Origin of the sequence: Mesorhizobium sp. C416B (assembly GCF_030323165.1) — a bacterium.
In the GTDB taxonomy this organism is placed as follows: domain Bacteria; phylum Pseudomonadota; class Alphaproteobacteria; order Rhizobiales; family Rhizobiaceae; genus Mesorhizobium.
In genome coordinates, this window is the sequence record NZ_CP100471.1 from 1 (window position 1) to 15,995 (window position 15,995).

The window sequence follows — 15,995 nt, forward strand, 5'->3', positions numbered from 1 at the left end:
CCGGCGCCGGCGGCACCGAGAGCCAGGACTGGGCCTCGATGCTTCTGCGCATGTACACGCGCTGGGCCGAGCGTCGCCGTTTCAAGGTCGAAGTGCTGGAAGTCCATGACGGCGAAGAGGCCGGCATCAAGTCCGCCACGCTCCTGATCAAGGGCCACAATGCCTATGGCTGGCTGAAGACCGAGTCGGGCGTTCATCGCCTGGTCCGCATTTCACCCTATGACAGCAATGCGCGCCGCCACACGTCCTTCTCCAGCGTCTGGGTCTACCCGGTCGTCGATGACAGGATCGAGATCGACGTCTCGGAATCGGATGTACGCATCGACACCTACCGCTCATCCGGTTCGGGCGGCCAGCACGTCAACACCACGGACTCGGCGGTTCGCATCACCCATATCGCCACCGGCATCGCGGTTGCCTGCCAGGCCGAACGCTCGCAGCACAAGAACAAGGCGAAGGCCTGGGAAATGCTGCGCTCGCGCCTTTACGAGGAAGAGCTGAAGAAGCGCGAAGCGGTGGCCAATGCCACAGAAGCGTCGAAGAGCGACATCGGCTGGGGTCACCAGATTCGTTCCTATGTGCTGCAGCCCTACCAGTTGGTGAAGGACCTGCGCACCGGCGTCGAGAGCACCAGCCCCTCGAGCGTGCTCGACGGCGACCTCGACGACTTCATGGAAGCCTCGTTGTCGCAGCGCATCGAGGGTGGTGCCGGTGAAGCCGTGGCCGACCTCGACTAGGATATGTTCATATTCAGCTGAGGCCGGCCTGCGAATGGATGATACCTGCGCTTCCGCCACTTTCGAGTCGGCTGACTTGAATAAGAACATCCCTTGGCGGGGAGCGAAGGAGGAACCATGAGTCGCAGGCTCACCGGCAAATGCTTTTGCGGCACGGTTCAGTATGAAGTGGCGGACGAGTTCGTCTATGCCGCGATCTGCCATTGTTCGAACTGCCGGCGCACCACAGGTTCCGCCTTCAAGCCTTCGCCGGCATCGAGCGCGAGAAACTTGCCCTTGCCGAAGGGCATCACGGGCTCATCCATTTCGGCGATGACAGCGGCCACGATGCGCATTGCAGCCGCTGCGGCTCGTTGCTGTATTCGCTGGTCCGCGACGGCGCCTATGTCCATGTCGCCATGGGCACGCTGGTCGACGATCCGACGATCCGGCCGACCGCGCACATCTTCGTCGGCTCCAAGGCGCCATGGTTCACCATCGCCGACGACTTGCCGCAATATGAAGGGCATGTGATCGCCGGTCCAGGCGACGCATAGGCTGGAACCACATACGGCCAATCCCGTTGTTTCGTTGCCCGTCTGCCGGGAGTTGAGCCTGGCCTTGGATCTCGTCAGCGGTTGCAGATAGCGGCGTAGATGTGCGGCCTCGCGCAGCAACTTCTTGCGCCGGCCTAGGAATCAGCCAGCATCCGAGGGCTGGAAGAGAAAAGCATTTATGGCCGGACGCGGCATATCTGCGACCTGACGATCCGGCCACTGGGAAGACACGTTCCGGGAACGGGCAAGCGAAACGCTTGATGCTCGTTTGAAAGGAACGCTTCCATGTCTGCTGCCACTCTCCGATCGGCCAGAGCCGTTCAACCGGCTGCCGACTCCTGTTTTCCTTGTTCGTGACCCCGATCTTTGCAATCGCGATGCTTGCGGCGGTGCTGACCGCACCCGCCTTCGCCCATGACGCCAAGCCTACGGCGGCGAAGCCGCAAGGCTGGAGTTATCCCTTCGCCTGCTGCGCAAACTACGACTGCCGCACCACCCATACCGGCGAGGTGCTGGAAAAGCCGGAGGGCTATGTCATCGCCGGAACGGGGGAGGTCGTTCCGATGAGCGACAAGCGGGTCAAGGACTCACCCGACGGCGATTTCCACTGGTGCGCGCATCAGGCCGGCCTCGACGCAGGCAAGACGATCTGCCTGTTCGTGCCACCGCGTTCCTACTGAGTTCTGTTGGCAGTTCTCATCGGAAGGCCGGCCTTGGTGGCTGAAGGCGCTTGCGTCAGACGGAAGCAGCGAGTGCCGAGGCGAAGTCGCGATACGGGCGCAGTGGGCGACCCAGAAGTGCCGTCAGGCGCTCGACGTCGCCGGCCTCGGGCAGCATCCCGTCGGTGAAGAAACGCTCGCCCATCAGGCGCATGTCGTAGGCCATCCAGGCGGGCAGGAACTGCTTGAGATTTTGCTCAAAACCCTCCGTATTGTCGCCGCTGTAGCTGATCGGGCGGGCGAGTACGTCTGACCAGATTGCGGCAATGTCCGTCCCGGTCAGTGTCTGCGGACCGACGAGGTTGATCCTCTCGAACGCAAGCGGCTCCTTGACTGTCGCGACGCAGCAGCTCAAGGGCGGCGATCTCGGCGATATCGCGGGCGTCGATCATGGCGAGACCCTTGGGGCCGATCGGCATTGGGTAGGTGCCGTAGCCGGTGATGACGTCTTCGACGTCAGATCGTTCTGGATGAAGTAGGCCGGGCGCAAGATCGTAGCTTTGAAGTCCATGTGTTCGATCATTCGCTCGACGCCGAACTTGCCCGCGAAATGCGGGCACGTTCACATGACGTCAGCGTGGATCACCGAGAGATAGACGATCCGCTCGATGCCGGCCGATCGGGCGACGTTCAAGGCGATCAAAGCCTGGTGAATTCGTCCGGCACCACGGCGTTCAAGAGAAACAGCGTGGAAACGCCAGACATGGCTTTGCGCAGCGAATTCGACATCGGAGAAAGTCGCCTTGCGCGACGGATACGCCTGCCGGAAAACTGGCTTTCCGACGGATCGGCACGAGAGCACGCACACCGGCGCCGTGCTTGGCGACTGTTCGACGACTTGGCGGCCGATATTGCCGGTGGCGCCGGTAACGAGAATGGTCATGGAATTCTCCTGTTGGGTTGCTTGACAGCCCCAATATGTGTGGCTCACAAAGAGCCCAGTAGACGGCAATTTTAGACACGTCGTCTCACTGGTGGGACAGTCATGGATCTTTTAGCCCTTGCCGATTTTAACCTCGGGCTCGCCATGGCGGCTTCGGCAAAGCGGCAAGGTCCACCGGCCGGCCCAAAGCAACATTGTCCCGGCGCGTTGGCGAATTGGAAAGCAGTCTCGATCTGCGTCTGTTCGAACGGGGTGCGCGTAACCTGAAGCTGACCGAAGAAGGACGGGCGCTCTCGAGCGGACGGGGGCGTTGCTTGCCGAGCTGGACGAGACGGCATCGGCGATTGCCTTGGCGGTCAGAGACCCAAGGGCAGATTGCGGATCAGCGCGCCTTTGCATTTTTCGCAGACTGCATGGGAGGATCGCTGCGGGATTTGCCCTGAGGTATCCTGAGTGAGGCTTGAAGTGACCACCGAAGACCGGCATGTCGACATGATCGAGGAAGGCTACGATCTGGTAATCCGGGTCAATCCGGATCCCGATGAAAGCCTGGTCGGACGGGCGTTTCTCCACGACCGCCTGGTCGTCGTCGCGAGCCCGGACCTCCTCGCCCGGCCGACGGGCTCGCCGCTCCTGGCGTTGCGCGCGGGACGGGCGAGCGGCAAACATGGCAGGTGAAGACACCAGGTGGCCGGGCAACACTTAGAATCGAGCCGGTCCTCGCCTTGTCGACGCTCATCATGGTCCGGGATGCGGTGCGAGCCGGCATCGGCGCAGGACGGCTTCCCATTTCGTTGGTGGCCCACGACCTGGCTGACGGCACACTGGTGAATTGGGGGATATCGACGGCCCGGAGATCTCTCTATGGACGCTCTACCCGTCGCGGCGGCTGCTCAGCGCGCGCGTGTCGGCGTTCCTGGATTTTCTGAAACAGGCTTTCCCAAACGGGACGCCGGACGAACTGGCCGCCTATATCGGCAGGTGACGACGATTGGGAGGTGACGACGGGTCCGCTTCGGCCAGATCGCCGCTCGGCTCGATCGACCGGCGCCTGCTGACAGACAGTTGTCAGGAGCCTTCCTTTATGGTGCCTTGCCGCATGGGTGGCGGCAACGGAGAGGAAAGCTTTTCATGACCATCAAGGCCAGCTGTCATTGCAAGGCGACGACGTTCGAGGTTTCGCAGGCGCCCGAGACGGTAACACAATGCACCTGCTCGTTCTGCTCCAAGCGCGGTTCGCTGTGGGCTTACTACGTTCCGTCGCAATTCAAGCTCACCAGCTCGCCGGAAAACGTTTCCTTCTATCAATGGGGATCGAAGACCGTCAAACACGGGTTTGCGCCATTTGCGGCTGCGGCACCTTCACCGAAACGCCGGACTGGTCGACCGGCAAACCGGACTTCGACAATCCCAAGATATCAGTCAATTCGCGGCTGTTCGACGATTTCGACCTCGATAAGGTCGAGGTGGTCGTCATTGACGGCAAGAACCTCTGGTAGGCCAGCACCAGCCACCGAAGCGGAAGAGTGGCGCGAGCGGGAAAAGCCGCTTTCGCCGCTCGGTTTTTCGCCGCATTTCATGTTACAAGACCCGAGAAGGGCTTATATGCGCGAGCCGCAAAGGCCGCGCTTTGGAGAGGGACGATTCTATGAAAAAGACTGTGCTCGTCGCCGTTGCGACGGCTGTGCTGGTGAGTGCCTGCACCACGACCGATCCGTACACCGGCGAGCAGAAGGTTTCGAACACCGCAGCCGGCGCCGGCCTTGGCGCCCTGGCGGGTGCGGGCCTCGGCCTGCTTGCCGGCGGCAATGACCGCCGCAACGCGCTGATCGGCGCCGGTATCGGCGCGCTGGCCGGCGGCGCCATCGGCGCGACCATGGACCAGAACGAGGCTGAACTGCGCCGCCAACTCGAAGGCACCGGCGTCAGCGTCACCCGCACCGGCGACCAGATCATCCTCAACATGCCGTCCGACATTACTTTCAACGTCGACCAGGATGCGGTGAAGCCCGGCTTCTACCAGGTGCTGAACTCGGTTGCGCTGGTGCTGAAGAAGTTCAAGCAGACCACGGTCGACGTGTTCGGCCATACCGATTCGACCGGTGGCGACGAACACAATTTCGATCTGTCGCAGCGCCGCGCATTGGCGGTCGCCAACTATCTCTCAGGCCAAGGTGTCGATTCGCGCCGCTTCGCCGTCACCGGATTCGGCAAGACCCGTCCGATCGCGTCCAATGGAACGGCGGCCGGCCGTGCGCAGAACCGGCGCGTCGAGATCCAGCTTTCGCCGCTGACCTGAATTGTTCGGCATCGAAATGCGAAGGCGCCCCCGCAAGGGGCCGCTTTCTTTTTGGGCTCCTGTGGTCCGCCAAAAGGTCTAATGCATTAGAGATTTCTAATAATCCCTTTCCGGAGACCTTGGAAGGGATTAGCATTGGCGCGGTTCCAGAGGGGATGGGGCGATACAAACGGCCGCGCAGTCACTTAGTCGGCCCCGGTCCTGCACGGCCAGATAAGGGAAATCTGGGAGGAATGCATGACAAGAACAGCTCGTCTTGGGCGCTGCGGCGTCCTCATTTTGACAGGTCTGGCCTCAGCTTGGTGCGCAGCCGCCACGGCTCGAGCCGAGGACGCCAACAAAGCCGACATCGAAGCTTTGAAGAAATCGCTCGCCAAATATGAGGACTACACGGTCGCCGTCCGCGACCTTTATCTGTCGACTGTCGGGTGTGTCTATTACAGCGGGGACAGGATCGAGGGCGCAATGGACTATCCGAAGGGCGCTATGGGCATCCATTTCGTCAACGTCCCGAGTGTCGGTCAGAAACTCGATCCGATGCGCCCCAATGTGCTGATCTACGAGCCGACCAAGAAAGGCTTGAAATTGGTTGGCGTGGAATGGCTGATGCCCCTGACGCCAGACACCAAGGAACCTCCAAAACTATTTGGCCAGACCTTCATGGGACCGATGGAAGGGCACTATCCGCTCATTCCGAGGGAGTTCGTCCACTACGACCTTCATGCCTGGCTGTTCAGAGACAATCCGAACGGCATGTTCAGTCCGACCAACCCGAACGTGAAATGCAGCAAGGCAGAGTTTCCGATGCTGGAAAACCGACCAAGATGATGCCCGGCCCGATGTGACGGACGGGCCAGGATAGGAGCGTGCCAAGAGTGCAAGCTGGCCGGCTGCATTTGAGAGCGCTCGGGATCAGGCTCGGACGACGATCGGCATGAGGCCGGCGCGCATGAAGGCTGCCCGCATGAAGACAGGTATCTGGTCGCGGAAGTCGACAATGGCGCTGCGAGCCGTCAGTCGAAGGTAAAAGCGGCCCGCAAGGGCCGTTCTTGTTTGGCATGTCGGACTCCGTAATCAAGGCCTACGAGGTCGGCTGATCGACAATTGCCGCAACGATACGGCGCACGATCGGCAAGACCAGCAGCAGACTTGGAAAGCCCACTAGCCATGATGCTCCCCATGCATACGGCCAGGTCGCCACGAAACCGGTTGTCCAGCCCGCATTGATCAGCGTCGCTACCGCGGAAACAATGCACGACATCAGGATGGAAAGTACGAATGGCATTACCAGCGCATTGTAGGAGGCCGGTAGCTTCCTCGATTTCAAAACCTTGTGGGATGACGGTCGCATCACCTATCTCCTTCTCGAAAAGTGGAAGTATGCGCGGCTGGGCGCAGTCAGGCGGCCTGCGCCATTTGCTGGGCAAGGTTTCGAATAAAGCCGCGCAACGAACGCGGTTCGCGGCCCAGGGCGGCGCGCAATGTCAGACTGTTTCCGCCAAGGCCATAGTGGGCATAGTGGGCGTATATTTTGGCCAGCACCTGCATTTGGCGGTCATTGTAGGGAAGGCGTGCCTCGGCCGCCCACTCGCCAAATGTCGGCTCACCAGAAGAGATGGGTCTGCCAAGTTCCTCACTCATCATCGCAACGATGTCTTCCCGGCTGTGCATGCCGTCAGCGCACAGATCGAGGGTCGCGTAGGACAATCGCGCTTCGGTTAGGGCGATCGCCGCCACCTCAGCGACATCGCGGTAGTCGACGCGGGCCAGCTTCGCCGTCTTTGGAAACGGTTCCGAGAAAACACCATGTTCAACGACGGACGGCCAGGCCGCTGCGAGGTTCTGCATGAAATTGGCAGGGTGCAGAATCGTATATTCCATCGTCGTCGAGTAGAGAGCAGCCTCGACAGGCACCTTGCTGGCATGGTTCTTCAGTCGCGTATTGGTAGGCTGGATCACCGACGAGAAGACGAACTTTCGAACTCCTGCTCGCGTGGCGGCCTCAACCATGGCAACGCCCATGGCTGCTTCATCGGGAGCAAAAGCCGGCCCAATGTGAAAGACGCCGTCGACGCCCGCGACCGCCCTTTCGAGGCTCTGACGATTTCGCAAATCTCCTGTCGCAACCTCGGATGCCCCCACCTTCCGGGCCTTTTCGGCATTCGCAGGGTCGCGAACGAGCGCTCGAACATTGGCATTGCGGCGGACAAGTTCAGGCACGACAAGTCCCGCAACTCGGCCTGTGGCACCAACAACCAGAACAGTTGGATTGGCTACTTGCATGACGATTTCCTTCCATCAAGCCTGTCCTCGCGGACAACTTGCAGAGAGGTACGACGTCGCAATTGTCGTTACAATTACCCGTTTTTGCGATATATTATGTCGAATGTCGGGAGAATGCATGAGCCGAATGGACGATTTCGAGGCTTTCATCGCGATCGTCGAGCATGGAAGTCTGACGACTGCCGCACATCGGCTGAACCGCTCGCTGCAGTCGGTCAGCCGGTCCCTGGCGGCACTGGAGCAATCAGTCGGCGTCGAGCTGATCCACAGGACAACGCGTCGCTCGACACCAAGTGAAGTCGGAGCAGCCTTTTTCAACCGGATCAAACCCGCGGTCGACGAAATAAACGACGCAAGACTTCAGGCGATCAATCAACGATCGGAGCCGGCAGGCGTCCTGCGCATCGGGGCGCCGGTTCTGTTTGGCCCGAACGTCCTGATGCCTGTCATCGCGGAATACATGCGGACATTTCCCCGGGTCGAGGTCGATCTTCAACTTTCCGATGGATTTGCCGATCTTGGCGCCGAAGGTCTCGACCTGGCAATACGCATCGGCGATTTGCCGGATTCCAACTTGAAAGCCAAACGCCTGGGAGCGTTGCGGCGCGTTGTGTTCGGCGCGCCTTCCTATTTCGCGCGGTGCGACCGGCCGGCCCATCCCTTCCAGCTGAGTGAGCACAGTTGCATCATCAGAACCGCTAACGAGCGTCCAGGTGAATGGACGTTTCAGATCGACGGGAAACCCCGGACCGTGAAGGTCGCAGGCGCTTTTCGCTCCAATCTGATGACCTCGGTCTATGCCGCCGCAATCCACGGACTGGGTTTGGGCTTCTCGCCTCTGTGGCAGATAAGACATTTGGTCGACGACGGTCTCGTCGAACTGGTTTTGACGGAATTCGAGCCGGCACCGGTGCCGATCCATGCCTTGTGGCAGGAAGGCCGGTCATCTTCGGCCAAGGTTCGGGCATTTCTGGATTTATTGGCATCCCGCCTGGAACTCAAAAGCCTGTAGCATCGACGGGTATTTGAAGCGCTCCAGGCCGGAAGAGATCGGGCAGATCGAGCCTGTCTTGCGATTACCGCGCATGGCGCTGATTGATCCTGAGCGGGCTCCAGATCTCGCATCCCAATCGCGTCCAGGAAAGCCGCGCGTCCTCGGGACGCCGCGGCTCATGGAATCAGACCTTGGCGACGATCTTCATGAAGGCCGGCATGTCGTCGCCGAAGCCGACGGTGCCGTCATTGTCTTCACCGCGGTTGTTGCCGCGGGCAGGGCGGCTGTTGCTGGCGCGCTGCGGCCTTGTGTCGCCGCGTTCCGGGGCGCGGTTCTCGTTGTTGCGATCGGAGACCTTGCGGTCGCTGTTTTCGGAGCGGATCGCTTCCTTGCGCTGATGCCGTTCGCCGATGTCGGCGACCGCGGCCTCGGCTACCACCGGCTGTTCCTCGCGCGCGGCATCTGCCGCTGGCGCGTCGTCGCTGCGCTTGGCATGGCGTTCGCGCGGCTTGCGCTCGCCACCCTCCTTGCGATCATGGGCCTTGCGGTCCTCGTCCTTGCGGCCGGCGCGGCGCGGAGCGCCACGGCCACGGCGGGGCGCTTCGTCCTCGCCGCCTTCGCTGGCGACCACGGTCGACAGGTCGCCGTCATGCCACTCGATCTTGTTGCCGATCAGCCGCTCGATGGCGTCGATGTATTTGGTGTCGGACTTGGTGGCGATGGTGAAGGATTTGCCCGAGCGTCCGGCGCGGCCGGTGCGGCCGATGCGGTGGACATAGTCTTCGGCGTGGATCGGCACGTCGTAGTTGAAGACGTGGCTGACGTCGGGAATGTCGAGGCCGCGCGCGGCGACGTCGGACGCCACGAGATAGCGCAATTTGCCATCGCGGAAATTGGCCAGCATCTGCATGCGGGCGCGCTGGTCCATGTCGCCATGCAGGGCGCCGGCGTCGAAATCATACTTCAGCAGCGAGCGGAACAGCTCCGCGACCTCGACCTTGCGGTTGCAGAAAATGATAGCGTTCTTCAGCTCGGCGTCTTCGGCCTTTATCAGATTGCGAAGCGTCTCGCGCTTGTCCCACGGCTTGGAGCCGGACTTGACCAGGCGCTGGATGATGTTGGTGGCAGCGGATGCCGCCTTGGAAACCTCGACGCGCACCGGCGCATGCAGGAACTTCTCGGTGAGCTTGGTGATCTCCGGCGGCATGGTCGCTGAGAAGAACAGCGTCTGCCTGGTGAACGGGATCATCTCGCAGATGCGCTCGATGTCGGGGATGAAGCCCATGTCCAGCATGCGGTCGGCCTCGTCGATGACGAGGATCTCGACGCCGTTGAGCAACAGCTTGCCGCGCTCGCGGTGATCGAGCAGACGGCCGGGCGTGGCGATCAGCACGTCGGCGCCGCGCTCCAGCTTCTTGTCCTGCTCGTCGAAGGAGACGCCGCCGATCAGCAGCGCGATGTTGAGCTTGTGGTTCTTGCCGTATCTGATGAAATTCTCTTCGACCTGCGCGGCGAGCTCGCGCGTCGGCTCGAGGATCAGCGTGCGCGGCATGCGGGCACGGGCCCTGCCTTTTTCGAGGCGGGTCAGCATCGGCAGCACGAAGGAAGCCGTCTTGCCGGTGCCGGTCTGTGCTATGCCCAGAATATCCTTGCCGAGCAAGGCATGCGGGATGGCGCCAGCCTGGATCGGCGTCGGCACGGTGTAGCCCGCATCGGTGACTGCGGAAAGGACCTTGGGCGACAGGCCGAGGTCTGAAAAGGTCAACGCTTCTAGAGCGGTCGTGGTGTCTGAGGACAAGAGTTGCTGTCTTTGGCTGGTTCGGGGAAGCGCAACGGCATCCGTCGCGGCAAGCACAGCGTGCCTGCAAGATTGGTATTGCGATTAGGCGCAAGCCCGCGATTTGTCAACAGAAACGGGCGGGATTGGCACGATTGTGAAAACGTAAGCTTAATCGCGATGCTTAATTAGGTAGTCACTCTTTGCGCCGGCTCAATAGCGGAACTGCTCGGCGAGAATGCGTTCGTTCCACGAATGGTTGGGATCAAACAGCAGCGTTGCCGTCGCAGTCGGCGATTCGCGGACCGTTACGGAAGCCACCGCCTTGACCTCGGTGTGGTCGGCGGCGGTGTTCACCGGGCGCTTTTCCGACTCCAGAATATCGAAGCGTACGGTCGCCTTGTTTGACAACAAGGCACCCCGCCAACGGCGCGGCCGGAACGGGCTGACCGGGGTCAGCGCGAGCAACGGCGCATCCAGCGGCAGGATCGGCCCGTGCGCCGAAAGATTGTACGCGGTGGAGCCGGCCGGCGTCGCGATCATCACGCCGTCGCAGTTCAGTTCCTCGATGCGGACCTGCTCGTCGACGGTGATGCGGATCTTTGCCGTCTGGTAGGACTGACGCCACAGCGCCACCTCGTTGATGGCGAGTGCCGAAACCGTCTCGCCCTCATGCGTCAACGCCAGCATTTCCAGCGGGCGGATCGTTTCGGCGACGGCGGCCGCGATGCGCTCGGTGAGGCCCCCGACGCGGTACTCGTTCATCAGGAAGCCGATGGTGCCACGGTTCATGCCGTAGACCTTCTTTCCCGTGCTCATCGTGTCGCGCAAGGTCTGCAGCAGGAAGCCGTCGCCACCCAGTGCCACCACCACCTGGGCGTCGTCGAAGGATGCCTGGCCATAGCGGGCCGACAGGCTCTCCATCGCCGCCTTGGCATCGGCAGTGTCGGAGGAGACGAAGGCGAGATTGGCTTTGCTCATGACATTCCGATGGCGGTCGGCCGATGGCGGTCGGCGGCGGTTGCGTGGGGTAGCATGGGCAAGCGCATCTGCAAAGGGAGGCATCGTCCGGGCCAGTTGCGGCCGCGGCGAAACGAAATCGGCGGCTCGCGCTTCATGTCGCCGGAACGGCGAATGTGATGGTTAAGTGCGAGCTTAAGCACTCGTAAAGCCTGATCGATCATGTTAGCCGACAGAGGATGGGTGGCTGGGGGGCTAGCCAGTCGAGACCTGTCTATTGCCGGTGACACGCCTGATTATCGTCTTCCTTGTGATGGGAAGTTTCGCCCTTCTCTTTGCGGAGCTTGTGCGGCAGTCCGAAGACATGAGCTCCAGGCCGATGGCCTCACGCTGCGGCGGCGCCGGCGTGCCATGCCCGCAAAACGCATTGTAGGCGAAGCCAATCCGCCAACGACGATCCGTCGCCTACTGCCCGACAATCCTCAGATTGGCGTTGCCGTAGAATGTGTAGGCGAGATAGGTCGGATCGCCGGTCCGGTAGAATTCTCTGCGGACATCCTGCAGGATCTCGGCCAGATAGACCGGCCCGTCCTTGATCCGCGTGCTGATGCCGCCATAGAAATCGGTCGAGAAGGCCGCTGCCGCGCGGTCGGTCAGTGGCCACATGCCGCCGATGAAGCCGGAAGCGCCGCCCGCCAGCACCGCCGGACCCCAGCCCTGCACGAAACCGCCGAGCATCTGCGAACGGCCGGTGTCGCAGGCGTTGAAAAAGTAGAACGGATTGCCCTTGCCATGCGCGGCCGCGACCAGCGCGGCCCATGTATCGGGGTCGAGCGACTGGTCGACGAGATCGATGGCAAAGACCGGCCGGCCACTGCTCGGCTGGTTGACCTCGCCATGACCGGAGAAATGAATGAAACCGGTCGAGACTTCACCGACCAGTTTCTCGAAAGAGGTGAAATCGCCATCGAAGCGGCGGTAGCCGTAAAGCTTGCTCAGCGCCGCGATCTCGTCCTGCTGAAAGCGCAGCGAGCGCTTGTCGAGATAGGAGGGCGCGACGGCCGCGACGCCGGTGAAGGTCATGCGGTCGAGCGGGTTGTCGACCTGTGAGGCACTGCTGCGCGGAGCCCAGCGCGCCAGCCGGTAGCCCATGCCGAGAAAACCGTCGGCGACGGCGCCGTCGGCGCTGCGCGGGCGGATCAATTCCCAGGGCAGCGTCGGGCTGTTCGAGGTGATCTGGATCGAATGGAGTTCGCCTTTGCCGCGCAGCGACCAGAACACGTCCTTGAACGGTTTCGGCACATAGTCGCGGTAGAGCGCATCGCCAAAACCTTCGGCGGCGAGCGTGACAAAGCGCTTTTGCGCCCCCGTATCGCTGCTTGCGGCAGGCTGCTGCAGCGAAACGGCGCCGCGCAGGCTCAATCCGAGCTGCAGCAGGCGGCGGTATTCGGAGTCCAGCCATGCCGCCATCTCAGGTGGCGTCGAGAACGTATCGGTCACCGGACCGGCCAGATGCGGCGAATGGATGATGATCTGCCCCGAACCCAGCCCGCTCGGATCGTCATAGAGGATGGTCACGTCGAGATCGGGGACGTCATCGCCGGCTGCGCCGCCGAGCGTCACATTGCCAGTTACCGCCGGCTGCGGCGCCGCTGCGGCCAGCATCAGCATGGCAGGTGCTGCGGAGCGTTCGGCTGTGGCGCTCAGAGCGGCTGCCTCGACAGGCGCGGTGCGGCGAATGATAACCGACCGCGATGCCGATCCCAGGAACCTCCCGGCGCTGTAGATGCGCGCGATGAACTGGGCCGGCTTGCTGTCCTTGGCGATCGGCCGCGCCTTGACGTCGAAGCGGACGAAGTCGCTGTCGCCCTGGCGGTAGAGCGTCGTCCGTCGGCTCCATTTGCCGCCGTCAGCGAGATCGAAGCCGGAGGCGAACAGATCGATATCGATCGGCCATTGCTCGGTTCCCGCCGGCATCGCCATGGCCAGGGCGCCATCTTCCGTCACCGACGAGCCCGGCGCTGCCTTCACCTTCACTTCGGGCGTGAATTGCTCTTCGGTAAGGGCGATCGAAACGGTCACCGTCTCGCCGGCGACAATCTCATCCGGCGCATCGATGGTTGGATGGCGCACCACCTCGACAGCGCCCGTCTCGGGTTGTGGAAGGGCGCCGCCGGAAGGAGGGCTTTGCGCCTGGTCGATGGGCGGCGGCGCTGGTTTCGGTGGCGCCTGCGCCTCCGGCGGACTTTCGGCGCCGGTCGCGGGTGGCGGGGCCGATGTCATGCCGTCCTCAGGGGGGATCCCTGCCTTATCGGGGGGCGGTTCGGCGCCGGTGGCTCCGCCATCCTGCGGATAGGTCCCGCCGAGATTGTTCTGGGCAGCGGCCACAGCTGCGTCTTCAAGACGTTGCTTTTCCTCTTCGTATCGTTGCCGAGCCTGCTCTTCCTGCAATTGGCGCTGCTGTTCCTGGCGTTTGTATTCCTCGTAGAGCGCCGCCTCCTTGGCGCTGTCGCCCATCGCGGCATCGGGACTGCCGGAGCCCGGTGCAACGTCCATGGGGTAGGGCTCCTGACCGCTGCCATCGGCGTAGTCGCTGCCATCAGGCTCCCAACCGCCACTCCCGGAGATGTAGCCGCCGCTCGCCATCGCCGGCGGTGCCGGTTCCGGCACAAGCGGCAGCGCCGGTGCCGCGCCGGCCACCTGGTCCGGCGTCAGCACAAAGGCAGCGTCTGCCGAGCGGCCATATGCCATCCATGGCCACTGGGCGCCTGACGTTTTGTCGATAGTGGTTTGCCTGACCGAGGCGAGGATGATGGCTATGTCCGCGCCGCGCTTGACCAGCGCAGCGGTGAGCGCATCGGCAAATACGGTGACGGGGCGGGCTTCGCCCAGTGCAACGGTTCCGGGTTTGGCCGACAGAGCGACGATGGCGTGGGTGAGGGGATCGACCGCCGCCAGACCCTGCATCACGCCGGAAGTAGGGTTGTGGCCATCGCCGGGATTGTCGAGCAGAACCACCTTCAATGTCGGGGTTGCCTCGAGCGCCTGCATGAACAGATCGAGGGGCAATGCCGTCTGGTCGACCGTTTCCTTTGAATCGATCCGGGTGCCGCGCGTCAGTAAATAGTTCCTGCCGTTGGCCTGCGCGGTGTGGCCGACATAGTAGAAGATGCCGACGGAGTCCGGTTTGGCCAGGGATTGGGCGAAATCATGCATGGCGCGCGCGACATCGGCGCGGTCGCCATCCGACACCTGCCGGACGGTGAAGCCAAGCGATCGTAGTGTCGCTGCAACGAGTTCGGCACTGAGGTCGGCGTTGGCGATTGCCGGTGAGCCCTCAGAGGCCGGATTGGCGACAACCAGCGCTATCCGCTCTTCGCCGCGCGCAGCGGAGAAGAGCGCCATGGTCATCAGCAGCACGACCGCCAGAAAAAGGCGCATGACCGTGATCCAAGCCCTGCAGGCTGCGGCGCTCACGCCACGGCTTGCCCCAATTCATCAATGGCCCAACCTTGACCATATCATGTCGGCTTCGCCGGCGCACTGCCGGTGCCGATGATGCAGTTGTGTCGCTAAAAGATATTGACTGTATGTTTAGTAATTAATACCGTTGCCCGAGATACCGAGTTGGTCAGCCGGCATTCGCCGGTGAATGATCACCAGGACGAAGGGAACTTAGGGACTCGAGGCGCAATCCCGCCGGTCCCAACAATGGGAGACACAAGCATGCAGTTGAAATCGACCGCCACGGCGCTCGGCCTGTCGCTGCTGGCGATGACCGGCATTGCCCGCGCCGAGGGCGAACTCCAAATCTACAATTGGGGCAACTACACCAGCCCGGACCTGATCAAGAAGTTCGAGGAAACCTACAAGGTCAAGGTTACCGTCACCGACTACGACTCCAACGATACGGCTCTGGCCAAGGTCCGCCAGGGCGCTTCCGGCTATGACATCGTCGTTCCATCGGCCAGCGTGATGCCGATCTGGATCAGCGAAGGCCTGCTCTTGGAAACCGATCCCAACACGATGGAGAACTTTAGAAACGTCGATCCGAGATGGGTCGACGTGCCGTTCGACCCCGGCCGCAAATATTCGGTGCCGTGGCAATGGGGCACGACCGGCATCTCGGTCAACAAATCGGTCTATGCGGGCGATCCGAACACCTCGGCGATTTTCCTCGATCCGCCGCCGGAACTCGTGGGCAAGATCAATGTCGTGCCCGAAATGGGAGACATCATGTTCCTCGCCATTGCCTATGAGGGCGGTAAGTACTGCACCGACGACAAGGTGCTTTTGAAAAAGGTGCATGACAAGCTCATCGAGGCGAAAGCGAAATGGCTGTCGCTCGACTATGCGGCCGTCGACGGTCTCGGCAGGGGCGACATTGCCGCCGGCGTCAACTGGAACGGCATATCGCTGCGCGAGCGGCTGGAGAACGACAAGATCGTCTACGGCTATCCCAAGGAGGGCTTTCCAATCTGGATGGACAATGTCGCGGTGCTCAAGGATGCCAAGAACGTCGAGAACGCCAAGCTCTTCCAGAATTTCATCATGGACCCCAGGAATGCAGCGATGATCTCGGCCTTCGCGCACTACGCCAATGGCATCAAGGGCTCCGAGCCCTTCCTGCCGGCCGATATGAAGGGCGCGCCCGAAGTGGATGTTCCGGCCGAATTTGCCGACAAGGGCCAATTCATGTCGGCCTGTCCCGCCGACGTCCAGGCGCTCTACACCAGGATCTGGACCGATCTGCAGAAATAGCAGCGCCGCCGGCCGAAGCTGACCAACATCGGGCCGCGCATCGCGG

10 protein-coding genes and 5 pseudogenes are annotated in these 15,995 nt (G+C 62.0%); 9 read left to right on the plus strand and 6 right to left on the minus strand.

The window, feature by feature from the left end:
• From prfB to NLY43_RS00015, 3 genes and pseudogenes are all read left to right on the plus strand, one after another.
• Nucleotides 1-737: peptide chain release factor 2 (gene prfB, locus NLY43_RS00005; protein WP_286459392.1), on the plus strand; the 737-nt coding region annotated here is incomplete at its 5' end.
• 117 nt (nucleotides 738-854) lie between these two features.
• Nucleotides 855-1,273, plus strand: a pseudogene (locus tag NLY43_RS00010) (GFA family protein).
• Between the two features lie 285 nt (nucleotides 1,274-1,558).
• Nucleotides 1,559-1,953: pseudogene (locus NLY43_RS00015) on the plus strand (hypothetical protein).
• A 55-nt stretch (nucleotides 1,954-2,008) separates the two neighbouring features.
• Here the strand turns inward: NLY43_RS00015 and NLY43_RS00020 are convergent.
• A pseudogene (locus NLY43_RS00020) lies at nucleotides 2,009-2,875 on the minus strand (NmrA family NAD(P)-binding protein).
• Between the two features lie 102 nt (nucleotides 2,876-2,977).
• Here NLY43_RS00020 and NLY43_RS00025 point away from each other — a divergent pair.
• From NLY43_RS00025 to NLY43_RS00040, 4 genes and pseudogenes are all read left to right on the plus strand, one after another.
• Nucleotides 2,978-3,860: pseudogene (locus tag NLY43_RS00025) on the plus strand (LysR family transcriptional regulator).
• Nucleotides 3,861-4,006: 146 nt separating this feature from the next.
• A pseudogene (locus tag NLY43_RS00030) lies at nucleotides 4,007-4,374 on the plus strand (GFA family protein).
• 149 nt (nucleotides 4,375-4,523) lie between these two features.
• Entirely contained in the window at nucleotides 4,524-5,174 is a 651-nt protein-coding gene (locus tag NLY43_RS00035; protein ID WP_023667470.1) for a YiaD family glycine zipper/OmpA-like lipoprotein, read from the plus strand.
• A gap of 237 nt (nucleotides 5,175-5,411) precedes the next feature.
• Nucleotides 5,412-6,002 carry a hypothetical protein gene (locus NLY43_RS00040; protein WP_286459397.1) on the plus strand — a complete coding sequence of 197 codons (591 nt, stop codon included), beginning with the start codon at nucleotides 5,412-5,414 and terminating at the stop codon, nucleotides 6,000-6,002.
• A gap of 253 nt (nucleotides 6,003-6,255) precedes the next feature.
• Here the strand turns inward: NLY43_RS00040 and NLY43_RS00045 are convergent, their stop codons facing one another.
• Together NLY43_RS00045 and NLY43_RS00050 are read right to left on the minus strand one after the other, a co-directional pair.
• Nucleotides 6,256-6,525: a DUF2798 domain-containing protein gene (locus NLY43_RS00045; RefSeq protein ID WP_023667468.1), complete on the minus strand. Its 270-nt coding sequence runs from the start codon at nucleotides 6,523-6,525 to the stop codon at nucleotides 6,256-6,258.
• A 47-nt stretch (nucleotides 6,526-6,572) separates the two neighbouring features.
• On the minus strand, nucleotides 6,573-7,457 hold the full coding sequence (locus NLY43_RS00050) for an NmrA/HSCARG family protein (RefSeq protein WP_023691232.1): 885 nt from the start codon (nucleotides 7,455-7,457) through the stop codon (nucleotides 6,573-6,575).
• 118 nt (nucleotides 7,458-7,575) lie between these two features.
• Here NLY43_RS00050 and NLY43_RS00055 point away from each other — a divergent pair, with 118 nt between their 5' ends.
• A complete protein-coding gene (locus NLY43_RS00055; protein WP_023691233.1) occupies nucleotides 7,576-8,469 on the plus strand; it encodes a LysR family transcriptional regulator in 894 nt (297 codons plus the stop codon).
• A 166-nt stretch (nucleotides 8,470-8,635) separates the two neighbouring features.
• On the opposite strand, the gene NLY43_RS00060 is transcribed toward NLY43_RS00055, so the two are convergent.
• From NLY43_RS00060 to NLY43_RS00070, 3 genes are all read right to left on the minus strand, one after another.
• Nucleotides 8,636-10,249 carry a DEAD/DEAH box helicase gene (locus NLY43_RS00060; RefSeq protein ID WP_031196539.1) on the minus strand — a complete coding sequence of 538 codons (1,614 nt, stop codon included), beginning with the start codon at nucleotides 10,247-10,249 and terminating at the stop codon, nucleotides 8,636-8,638.
• A gap of 192 nt (nucleotides 10,250-10,441) precedes the next feature.
• The gene (locus tag NLY43_RS00065; RefSeq protein WP_023681482.1) at nucleotides 10,442-11,209 is read right to left on the minus strand and encodes an NAD kinase; all 768 of its coding nucleotides are present in this window, start codon (nucleotides 11,207-11,209) and stop codon (nucleotides 10,442-10,444) included.
• Nucleotides 11,210-11,653: 444 nt separating this feature from the next.
• On the minus strand, nucleotides 11,654-14,629 hold the full coding sequence (locus NLY43_RS00070; RefSeq protein WP_023807391.1) for a caspase family protein: 2,976 nt from the start codon (nucleotides 14,627-14,629) through the stop codon (nucleotides 11,654-11,656).
• A 285-nt stretch (nucleotides 14,630-14,914) separates the two neighbouring features.
• Between NLY43_RS00070 and NLY43_RS00075 the strand changes: the two genes are divergently transcribed.
• Nucleotides 14,915-15,949, plus strand: a complete 1,035-nt coding sequence (locus NLY43_RS00075) for an extracellular solute-binding protein (RefSeq protein ID WP_023688398.1) — start codon at nucleotides 14,915-14,917, stop codon at nucleotides 15,947-15,949.
• Nucleotides 15,950-15,995: the final 46 nt, after the last annotated feature.